The following is a 9,584-nucleotide window of genomic DNA, read 5'->3' as shown; positions in this document are numbered from 1 at the left end:
TGGCCGCCACCGAGGACGGCCGGGAACTGCTCGCCCTGCGCGCCCTGGTGCGACCCCTCGACGAGCTGGCCCGCTTCAGCGACGCGGGCCCCGGCCGGCTGGCCGAAGGGTGGCGCGAGGCCGACCCGGCGGTCCTGGACGCCCTCGCCGACGTGGAGTTGCGCCGGCTCGGCCTGCGCGCCGGCTGACGTACGCACACAAGAAGGCCCCCGCGACCACGACGGTCGCGGGGGCCTTCCTCCTCGTACGCGGACCGCTCACGCCTGCGGCAGTCGCTCCAACTGCGCCTGGATGCGGGCGATGTCCTCGTCCGCCTTCACCAGCCGGGCGCGGATACCGTCGACGACGTGGTCGGGGGCCTTGCCGAGGAACTTCTCGTTGCCCAGCTTGCCCTCGGCCTGCGCCTTGTCCTTCTCCGCGGCGGCCAGGTCCTTCGCGAGCCGCTTGCGCTCGGCGGCCACGTCGATCGCGCCCGACAGGTCGAGCGCCACCTCCGCACCCGCGACCGGCAGCGTGGCGGTCGCGCTGAAGCCCTCACCCGCCGGCTGCAGCTTCAACAGCTGGCGGATCGCGGCCTCGTGCGACGCGAGGGCCGTGCCGTCCAGCGTCAGCCGGGCCGGCACGCGCTGGCCCGCCTTCAGCCCCTGCTCGCCCTTGAACCGGCGGACCTCGGTGACCACCTGCTGGACCGTCTCGATCTCGCGCTCCGCGGCGTCGTCACGGAAACCGCCCGGCGCGTCGACACCCGGGACGGACACCGCCTTCGGCCAGTCGGCGACGACGACGGACTCACCGCCGGTGAGCGTGGTCCACAGCGTCTCCGTCACGAACGGCACGATCGGGTGCAGCAGCCGCAGCGTGACGTCGAGGACCTCACCGAGGACCCGGCCGGACACCTTGGCCGGCTCGCCGCCCGCCATGAACGTCGTCTTCGACAGCTCGACGTACCAGTCGAAGACCTCGTCCCACGCGTAGTGGAAGAGCGCGTCGGAGACCTTGGCGAACTGGAAGTCGTCGTAGAACGCGTCGACCTCGGCCACCGTCTTGTTGAGCCGGGACAGGATCCAGCGGTCCGTCGTCGACAGCTCCTCCGCCGCCGGCAGGGGCCCCTCGACCGTCGCGCCGTTCATCAGCGCGAAGCGGGTCGCGTTCCACACCTTGTTGGCGAAGTTGCGGGACGCCTGGACCCAGTCCTCGCCGATCGGCACGTCCGCACCCGGGTTGGCGCCGCGAGCCAGCGTGAACCGCACGGCGTCCGAGCCGTACGCGTCCATCCAGTCGATCGGGTCGACCGCGTTCGGGTTCGACTTCGACATCTTCTTGCCGAACTCGTCACGGACCAGACCGGTCAACGCGACCGTCCTGAACGGGATCTCGCCGTCCATCGCGTACAGACCGAACATCATCATCCGGACGACCCAGAAGAAGATGATGTCGTGCCCGGTGAGCAGCACGTCGGTCGGATAGAACTTCGCGAGGTCGTCGGTCTTCTCGGGCCAGCCCAGCGTGGAGAACGGCCACAGACCTGACGAGAACCAGGTGTCGAGGACGTCCTCGTCCTGCGTCCACCCCTCCTCCTGCGTCCCCGGCGGCTGCTCGTCGGGGCCGACGCACACGACCTCGCCGTTCGGCCCGTACCAGACGGGAATCCGGTGGCCCCACCACAACTGCCGGGAGATGCACCAGTCGTTGAGGTTGTCGACCCAGTCGAAGTAGCGCTTCTCCATCTCCTGGGGATGGAGGCCGACACGGCCGTCACGGACCGCGTCACCGGCGGCCGCGGCCAACGTCTCGACCTTGACCCACCACTGCAGCGACAGGCGCGGCTCGATGGTGGTCTTGCAGCGCGAGCAGTGCCCGACGGAGTGCGTGTACGGCCGCTTCTCGGCGACGACCCGCCCCTGCTCGCGCAGCGCGGCGACGATCGCCGAGCGCGCCTCGAACCGGTCGAGCCCCTCGAACGGACCGGGCACGGTGATGACCGCCCGCTCGTCCATGACCGTGCGGGTCTCGAGGTCGTGGCGCTGCCCGATCGCGAAGTCGTTCGGGTCGTGCGCCGGCGTCACCTTCACGGCACCGGTCCCGAACTCCGGGTCCACGTGCGTGTCCGCGACGACCGGGATCGTCCGGTCCGTCAGCGGCAGCTTGATCCGCTTGCCGATGAGGTGCGCGTACCGCTCGTCGTCGGGGTGCACGGCGACGGCGGTGTCACCCAGCATGGTCTCGACCCGGGTCGTGGCGACGACGACGCTCTCGTCCCCGTCCCCGTACCTCAGGGACACCAACTCGCCGTCGTCGTCCTGGTAGTCGACCTCGATGTCCGAGATGGCCGTCAGACAGCGCGGGCACCAGTTGATGATGCGCTCGGCACGGTAGATCAGCCCGTCCTCGTACAGATCCTTGAAGATCTTCTGGACGGCGCGCGACAGCCCCTCGTCCATCGTGAACCGCTCGCGCGACCAGTCGAGACCGGCACCGAGGCGCTTGAGCTGCCCCAGGATCCGGCCGCCGTACTCGTTCTTCCACTGCCAGGTCTTCTCGACGAAGGCCTCGCGGCCGATGTCGTGCCGCGACTTGCCCTCCTCGGCGAGCTGCTGCTCGACCTTGTTCTGCGTCGCGATGCCGGCGTGGTCCATGCCGGGCAGCCACAGCGTCTCGTACCCCTGCATGCGCTTGCGGCGCGTGAGCGCGTCCATGAGCGTCACCTGGAACGCGTGCCCGAGGTGCAGCGCACCCGTGACGTTCGGCGGCGGGATGACGATCGTGTACGGCTCCTTGTCGCTCTTCGCGTCAGCCGTGAAGTAACCCTGTTCCACCCAGCGCTGATACAGCGGCCCCTCTACCTCGGCCGGCGCGTACTGGGTCGGCAGTTCGGAGGTGGGCACGGGGTTCTGCTGCTGAGAGTTCTCGGTCACGGCGCCAGTTTAGAGGGGTCACAGTCCCGTACTGAAACCGATTCCGAGGGACCGAACCGCACGCGCGTACGTCAGGATGTCGGGTGCACATAAACATCGGGAGGGAACCCAAGTAATGAGTTACAACCAGCCGGGCCCGTACGGAGGCCAGCCGCAGCAGCCCCAGCAACCCGGACCGTACGGCCAGCAGCCGCAGCAGCCGGGTCCGTACGGCCAGCAGCCCCAGGCCCCGCAGCCCGGCTACGGGTACCCCCAGCAGGCCCCGCAGCCCGGGTACGGCTACCCGCAGCAGGGCCAGCCCGGCGTTCCGCCGCAGCAGCCCTACAGCCAGCCCCAGCAGCCGGGGCCCTACGGCCAGCAACAGCAAGCCCCGTACGGCCAGTACCCGCCGGCTCCCCCGCAGGCGGGCGGCGGCAAGAAGAAGACCGGCATCATCATCGCGGCGGTCGCCGTGGTGGCGGCGCTCGGCGTGGGCGCGTACCTGGTGTTCTCCGGGGGGTCGAGCGCGTCCGTGGCGGACGACGGGGCGCACAAGCTGACGACGCCGGCGACGGTGCTCGGCGAGTACAAGAAGGACGCGACCGACTCCGGCAGCGGCTTCGACGAGAGCGACATGAAGGACGCCGAGAAGGACGGCCTGAAGAACGGCAAGTCCGTCGGTGCCAACTACGGGGCTCAGGACACCTCGAACCCGCTGGCCGGCAAGGCGTTGAACTTCGCGGGCGCCTACGGGCAGATCGACGATCCGGACAAGCTCGTCGACGGCATGTTCTCCAAGGGCGCTCTCGAGATGACGAAGAGCAACGACAGCGACAAGACCAAGTCCACGCTCATCGACAGCCCCACCGACTACAGCACGGATGACTTCATCCTGAAGTGCCAGCAGATGAAGGTGGAGAACACCGACCCCGCCTCCACCGAGAAGGGCCCCAAGGTGGTCTACATGCCGCTGTGCATCTGGGGTGACCACAGCACCGTCGCGGTCGTCGCCGCGGTCGACGTCGCGGACATGATGTCCGGCAAGAAGCCGGATCTGAAGGCCGCTTCGGAGACCGTCACGAAGTTCCGCAGCGAGGTCCGCGTCAAGGCCTGACGGCCACCCGCACGCCCCGCACGAAGGAGGGCCCCGGTCCGGACATCGCGTCCGGACCGGGGCCCTCCTTACGTCAACTGCCGTACCGCTAAGCCGACTTCTGCTCCCCGCCACCGCTCCCGCGGGAATCCCGCGGAATCAGCGTCGGGTTCACGTTCGAGTGGACGGCCTCGGCGGTGATGACCACGCGGGCCACGTCCTTGCGGGACGGGACCTCGTACATGACCGACTGGAGGACTTCCTCCATGATGGCGCGCAGTCCGCGGGCGCCGGTGCGGCGCAGGATCGCCTGGTCGGCGATGGCCTCCAGGGCCTCGCGCTCGAACTCCAGCTCCACGCCGTCGAGTTCGAAGAGGCGCTCGTACTGCTTGACCAGTGCGTTGCGCGGCTCGATGAGGATCTGCAGGAGCGCTTCGCGGTCGAGGTTGTGCACGCTCGTGATGACGGGGAGACGGCCGATGAACTCGGGGATCATCCCGAACTTCACCAGGTCCTCCGGCATGACCTCCTGGAACTGGTCCTTCTCCTCCAGCTCGCGCTTGGAGTGGATCGTCGCGCCGAAGCCGATGCCCTTGGCGCCGGCCCGCGACTCGATGATCTTCTCCAGGCCTGCGAAGGCGCCGCCCACGATGAACAGGACGTTCGTGGTGTCGATCTGGATGAACTCCTGGTGCGGGTGCTTGCGGCCGCCCTGCGGCGGGACGGAAGCCGTGGTGCCTTCGAGGATCTTGAGCAGTGCCTGCTGGACGCCCTCGCCGGACACGTCGCGCGTGATCGACGGGTTCTCCGACTTGCGGGCCACCTTGTCGATCTCGTCGATGTAGATGATGCCCGTCTCGGCCTTCTTGACGTCGTAGTCCGCGGCCTGGATGAGCTTCAGCAGGATGTTCTCGACGTCCTCGCCGACGTAGCCCGCTTCCGTGAGCGCCGTGGCGTCCGCGATGGCGAACGGGACGTTCAGCATGCGGGCCAGCGTCTGGGCGAGCAGGGTCTTGCCCGAGCCCGTCGGGCCGAGCAGCAGGATGTTGGACTTCGCGAGTTCGATCGCGTCGTCGCGGCCCGTCGCCCCGCCGTTCTCGCCGGCCTGGACGCGCTTGTAGTGGTTGTAGACCGCCACGGAGAGCGCCTTCTTGGCGGCCTCCTGGCCTACGACGTAGCCCTCGAGGAACTCGTAGATCTCGCGTGGCTTGGGAAGTTCTTCCCAGCGCACTTCGCTCGTCTCCGCGAGCTCTTCCTCGATGATCTCGTTGCAGAGGTCGATGCACTCGTCGCAGATGTATACACCGGGGCCTGCGATGAGCTTCTTGACCTGCTTCTGGCTCTTTCCGCAGAACGAGCACTTGAGCAGATCGCCGCCGTCACCGATGCGTGCCACGAGGTGCTTCCCCTTCGCCTGGGAGACGCTCGCGTAAAGCGGCTCCTGGTGCCTGTATCCGACGGTACCTTGCCGGGCCCCCCGTTCGGGCCCCCCTTGGCACGGTTCACTTCGACGAGCTGCTGTCAGGCAGACCCTTCAGGCCCTCGGGCCCCGTGAACCGTGCCGGGGAGTGGCAGACGATACAACGCCTCGTCAGGCGATTGCCTCGTTGTTCATCTTGCGCGTCGAGATGATCTGGTCGACCAGGCCGTACGCGAGTGCGTCCTCGGCCGTCAGGATCTTGTCGCGCTCGATGTCCTCGCTGATCTTCTCCAGCGGGGTCGTCGAGTGCTTGGCCAGCATCTCCTCCAGCTGCGTACGCATGCGGAGGATCTCGTTGGCCGCGATCTCCAGGTCGGAGAGCTGCTCGCGGCCGGTGCCGCCGGAGGGCTGGTGGATCAGCACGCGCGCGTTGGGCAGTGCCATGCGCTTGCCGGGGGTGCCGGCGGCGAGCAGGACGGCGGCGGCCGAGGCCGCCTGGCCCATGCAGACCGTCTGGATGTCCGGCTTCACGAACTGCATCGTGTCGTAGATGGCCGTGAGGGCCGTGAACGAGCCACCGGGGCTGTTGATGTAGATGGAGATGTCGCGGTCCGGGTCCATCGACTCCAGGCACAGCAGCTGCGCCATGACGTCGTTGGCGGACGCGTCGTCGATCTGCACGCCGAGGAAGATGACGCGCTCCTCGAAGAGCTTCGCGTACGGGTCGTACTCACGTACGCCCTGCGAGGTGCGCTCGACGAAGCGCGGGATCACGTAGCGGTTGTCGACCTGCGGGCCCGTGTACAGGCCGCTGCCGGGAATGTTGTTCATCGTCGGTGTTCCGTCCTGGTGTCCTGGTGAGGGAGGCAGTGGGCTTCGTTCGACGCCGGCGATCAGGCGCCGGTGCCGCCGCCACCCGGAACACCCGTGGCGGCAGAGATGATCTCGTCGATGAGGCCGTACTCCTTGGCCTCCTCGGTGGTGAACCAGCGGTCGCGGTCACCGTCACGGATGATCGTCTCGACCGTCTGGCCGGAGTGCCGGGCCGTGATCTCGGCCATGCGCTGCTTCGTACGCAGCAGGTACTCGGCCTGGATCTTCACGTCCGAGGCCGTACCGCCGATACCGGCGGAGCCCTGGTGCATCAGGATGTCGGTGTGCGGGAGCGCGAAGCGCTTGCCCGCCGAGCCGCCGGTCAGCAGGAACTGGCCCATGGAGGCGGCCATGCCCATGCCGATGGTGATGACGTCGTTCGGGATGTACTGCATGGTGTCGTAGATCGCCATGCCGGCCGTCACCGAGCCACCGGGGCTGTTGATGTAGAGGTAGATGTCCTTGTCCGGGTCAGCGGCAAGGAGCAGCATCTGTGCGGTGATCTTGTTGGCGATGTCGTCGTCGACCTGCTGGCCGAGGAAGATGATTCGCTCGCCGAGCAGCCGGTTGTAGACATGGTCGCCGAGGCCACCACCGATGGACGGCTCGCCGGCGGCGGAAGGCATCAGATTCGTCACGTATCCACCTGCTCGTCTCTGACGGCGACGTGCCGTCTCGCGTCTCTCACTGAGGCCGGGGCCCTCGCTCGGGGAGTCCCCTGCCCTCGTATTCATGGACCCTAACGCGCGGGTCCCTCCGGAGAATCCCGCAGAAGGAACTGTTCGCTGTGAGCGCAGGTTGGCCGCCTGTTGGGGAGGCCTGCCGCAGGGCGCGAGAGGCCCCCGGGACGGGGTGTCCCGGGGGCCTCTCGCGGTACTGCCCAGCTGCGCTGTCAGCTGCCTGCTGGAGGCAGGCTCAGGCCTCGGTCTTGTCCTCGGCGGACTCGACGGCCTCGGTGGACTCGGTGGACTCGGTGGACTCGGCGGCGCCCTCGGCGGCCTCCGTGCCCTCCTCCTCGTCGTCCTCCAGGTCGACGACCTCGCCGTTGGTGTCCTTGACGGTGGCGGCCTCGACGACCACGGCAAGGGCCTTGCCGCGGGCGACCTCGCCGACCAGCATCGGGACCTGACCGCCCTCGACGACGGCCTGGGCGAACTGGTCGGGGGACATGCCGGAGGAGGCGGCGCGACGCATGAGGTGCTCGGTGAGCTCCTCCTGGTTCACGTTCAGCTTCTCCTTGTTGACGAGCTCGTCCAGGACGAACTGCGTCTTGATGCCCTTGACCGCCTGCTCGCGGGTCTCGGCGTCGAACTCCTCGACCGTCTTGCCCTGGATCTCGAGGTACTTCTCGATGTCGAGGCCCATCTGGCCGAGCTGGTGGTGCTCGAGGTTGTGCTTGCGGGTCTGGACCTCGTCCTCGAGCAGCTTCTCGGGAACGGGGACCTCGACCAGCTCGAGCAGCTTCTCCAGGACGCGCTCCTGGGCCTGCGTGGCCTGGTCGTACTGCTTCATGTTCTCGAGGCGCTTGCGGCTGTCGGCCTGCATCTCGTCGAGGGTGTCGAACTCGGAGGCGAGCTGGGCGAAGTCGTCGTCCAGGGCCGGGAGTTCGCGGGCGGCGACCTGGGTGACCTTGACGGTGACCTCGGCCTCCTTGCCCTCGGCGGAGCCGCCCTTGAGCTCGGAGGTGAAGGTGGCCTCGCCACCGGCCTCCAGGCCCTTCACGGCCTCGTCGATGCCTTCGAGCAGCTCGCCGGAGCCGATGGTGTAGGAGACGCCGGAGGCGACGCCGTCCTCGAGGACCTCGCCCTCGACCTTGGCCTCCAGGTCGATCGTCACGACGTCGCCGTCCGCGGCGGCGCGCTCGACCGGGGAGGTCGAGGCGAAGCGCTCGCGCAGCTCCTCCACGGCCTTCTCGACGTCGGCGTCGGTGACCTCGACGGCGTCGACCTCGACCTCGATGCCGGAGTAGTCCGGGATCTCGATGGCCGGGCGGATGTCGACCTCGGCGGTGAAGTTCAGCGTCTCGCCGTCCTTCAGCTCCGTGATGTCGACCTCGGGCTGGCCGAGGACGTTGAGCTCCGCCTCGTTGACGGCCTCGGTGTAGAACTTCGGAAGCGCGTCGTTGACGGCCTCTTCCAGCACGGCACCGCGGCCGAACCGCTGGTCGATGACGCGGGCCGGGATCTTGCCCTTGCGGAAGCCCTTCACCGTGACCTGCTGGTTGATCTTCTTGTACGCCGCGTCGAGGCTGTCCTTGAGCTCCTCGAAGGGCACCTCAATGCTGAGCCGAACCCGGGTCGGGTTCAGGGTCTCGACGGCGCTCTTCACGGTGGGTCTCCTTGGGGGCTGACTTCAGGAATCGTGCCCGGCTTAGAGACACACGGGCATGCAGCTTGCATAGTAACGGCACGCCGGAGCACACCCACAATGCGATCTTGAAGTCCGCTCGATCCCCGGACCCACCCCGTGGGCGGCGGCCGTCGTGCCGCCGCGGCAACGCTGGTCGGGGTGGCGGGATTTGAACCCACGGCCTTCCGCTCCCAAAGCGGACGCGCTACCAAGCTGCGCCACACCCCGTCGGTGCGACACGTAGGGTACATGCCCGCAGGCGGTGCGGCTCTCGCATTGCGCGGTGCGTGACCGGGACGGCAAGAGGGTGTGCGGGCGGGGTCCCGGACCCGCTACGATGCCTTTCGTGCCGCGGTCGCCGACCTGCGGTGCGCTGTGCGGGCGTAGCTCAATGGTAGAGCCCTAGTCTTCCAAACTAGCTACGCGGGTTCGATTCCCGTCGCCCGCTCCATACGACGCAGGGCCAGGTCGGAGGATTTCTCCTCCACCTGGCCCTGATCGCGTTCGTGGGCGGACCGGGCCGGGGCTTTTCGTGCCCCCGGCCCGCTGTCTCTCGGCCCGCTGCCCCTCGCGACCTGCGCGTGCTCAGAATTTGATCGCGCTGATGCTGTCCGCGACAGAGTTGAGGAAGTTGTTGATCGAGGGGGCCATTCCGGTCGAGGCCAGGAAGAAGCCGAAGAGCACCGCCACTATGGCGGGCCCCGCCTTGATCGAGCCGCCGCGCATCAGCACCACGAGGACGATCGCCAACAACAGCACCACTGACAGCGAAATGGCCACACTGATCACACCCTAGGTCGGTCCGCTCTCCCGGCCCGGGGGGCACAGCCCCGCACACCCCCCGCCAGAACCATCGTGCCACCAACGGGGCTTCCGTATGCGGCCGGTGACGCATCGTCGGCCACGCGCGCGCGGGGGCGCCGACGCCGCGCGGCCTTGGGGCGCATGAGCGGCG

Annotated in this window: 7 protein-coding genes, 2 tRNA genes and 1 pseudogene; 3 read left to right on the top strand and 7 right to left on the bottom strand. The window is 68.2% G+C overall.

Annotated features, from left to right (window positions below; genetic code table 11):
* Nucleotides 1-188 (top strand): annotated as a pseudogene (locus G3I40_RS18560) (hypothetical protein); the annotation flags it as partial.
* 69 nt (nucleotides 189-257) lie between these two features.
* Here G3I40_RS18560 and G3I40_RS18555 read toward each other — a convergent pair.
* On the bottom strand, nucleotides 258-2,915 hold the full coding sequence (locus G3I40_RS18555) for a valine--tRNA ligase (RefSeq protein WP_164303254.1): 2,658 nt from the start codon (nucleotides 2,913-2,915) through the stop codon (nucleotides 258-260).
* 115 nt (nucleotides 2,916-3,030) lie between these two features.
* On the opposite strand from G3I40_RS18555, the gene G3I40_RS18550 reads away from it, so the two are divergent.
* Nucleotides 3,031-4,008 carry a hypothetical protein gene (locus G3I40_RS18550; RefSeq protein ID WP_164303253.1) on the top strand — a complete coding sequence of 326 codons (978 nt, stop codon included), beginning with the start codon at nucleotides 3,031-3,033 and terminating at the stop codon, nucleotides 4,006-4,008.
* 88 nt (nucleotides 4,009-4,096) lie between these two features.
* Here the strand turns inward: G3I40_RS18550 and clpX are convergent, their stop codons facing one another.
* The 5 genes from clpX to G3I40_RS18525 form a co-directional block, all read right to left on the bottom strand.
* The gene (clpX, locus tag G3I40_RS18545) at nucleotides 4,097-5,383 is read right to left on the bottom strand and encodes an ATP-dependent Clp protease ATP-binding subunit ClpX (protein ID WP_164303252.1); all 1,287 of its coding nucleotides are present in this window, start codon (nucleotides 5,381-5,383) and stop codon (nucleotides 4,097-4,099) included.
* A 195-nt stretch (nucleotides 5,384-5,578) separates the two neighbouring features.
* The gene (locus tag G3I40_RS18540) at nucleotides 5,579-6,238 is read right to left on the bottom strand and encodes an ATP-dependent Clp protease proteolytic subunit (protein WP_164303251.1); all 660 of its coding nucleotides are present in this window, start codon (nucleotides 6,236-6,238) and stop codon (nucleotides 5,579-5,581) included.
* 62 nt (nucleotides 6,239-6,300) lie between these two features.
* A complete protein-coding gene (locus G3I40_RS18535; protein WP_164303255.1) occupies nucleotides 6,301-6,906 on the bottom strand; it encodes an ATP-dependent Clp protease proteolytic subunit in 606 nt (201 codons plus the stop codon).
* A gap of 289 nt (nucleotides 6,907-7,195) precedes the next feature.
* On the bottom strand, nucleotides 7,196-8,608 hold the full coding sequence (gene tig, locus G3I40_RS18530) for a trigger factor (RefSeq protein WP_164303250.1): 1,413 nt from the start codon (nucleotides 8,606-8,608) through the stop codon (nucleotides 7,196-7,198).
* A gap of 172 nt (nucleotides 8,609-8,780) precedes the next feature.
* Nucleotides 8,781-8,857: transfer RNA gene (locus tag G3I40_RS18525), tRNA-Pro, on the bottom strand.
* A gap of 149 nt (nucleotides 8,858-9,006) precedes the next feature.
* On the opposite strand from G3I40_RS18525, the gene G3I40_RS18520 reads away from it, so the two are divergent.
* Nucleotides 9,007-9,080, top strand: a tRNA-Gly gene (locus G3I40_RS18520).
* A 134-nt stretch (nucleotides 9,081-9,214) separates the two neighbouring features.
* Here the strand turns inward: G3I40_RS18520 and G3I40_RS18515 are convergent.
* Nucleotides 9,215-9,409, bottom strand: coding sequence for a hypothetical protein (locus G3I40_RS18515; protein WP_164303249.1), 195 nt, complete (start codon nucleotides 9,407-9,409; stop codon nucleotides 9,215-9,217).
* Between the last annotated feature and the right edge of the window lie 175 nt (nucleotides 9,410-9,584).

Source organism: Streptomyces sp. SID14478, from assembly GCF_010548525.1.
GTDB lineage: Bacteria > Actinomycetota > Actinomycetes > Streptomycetales > Streptomycetaceae > Streptomyces.
Note: the sequence above shows the minus strand (reverse complement) of the source record. Positions and strands in the feature narration are given on the sequence as shown.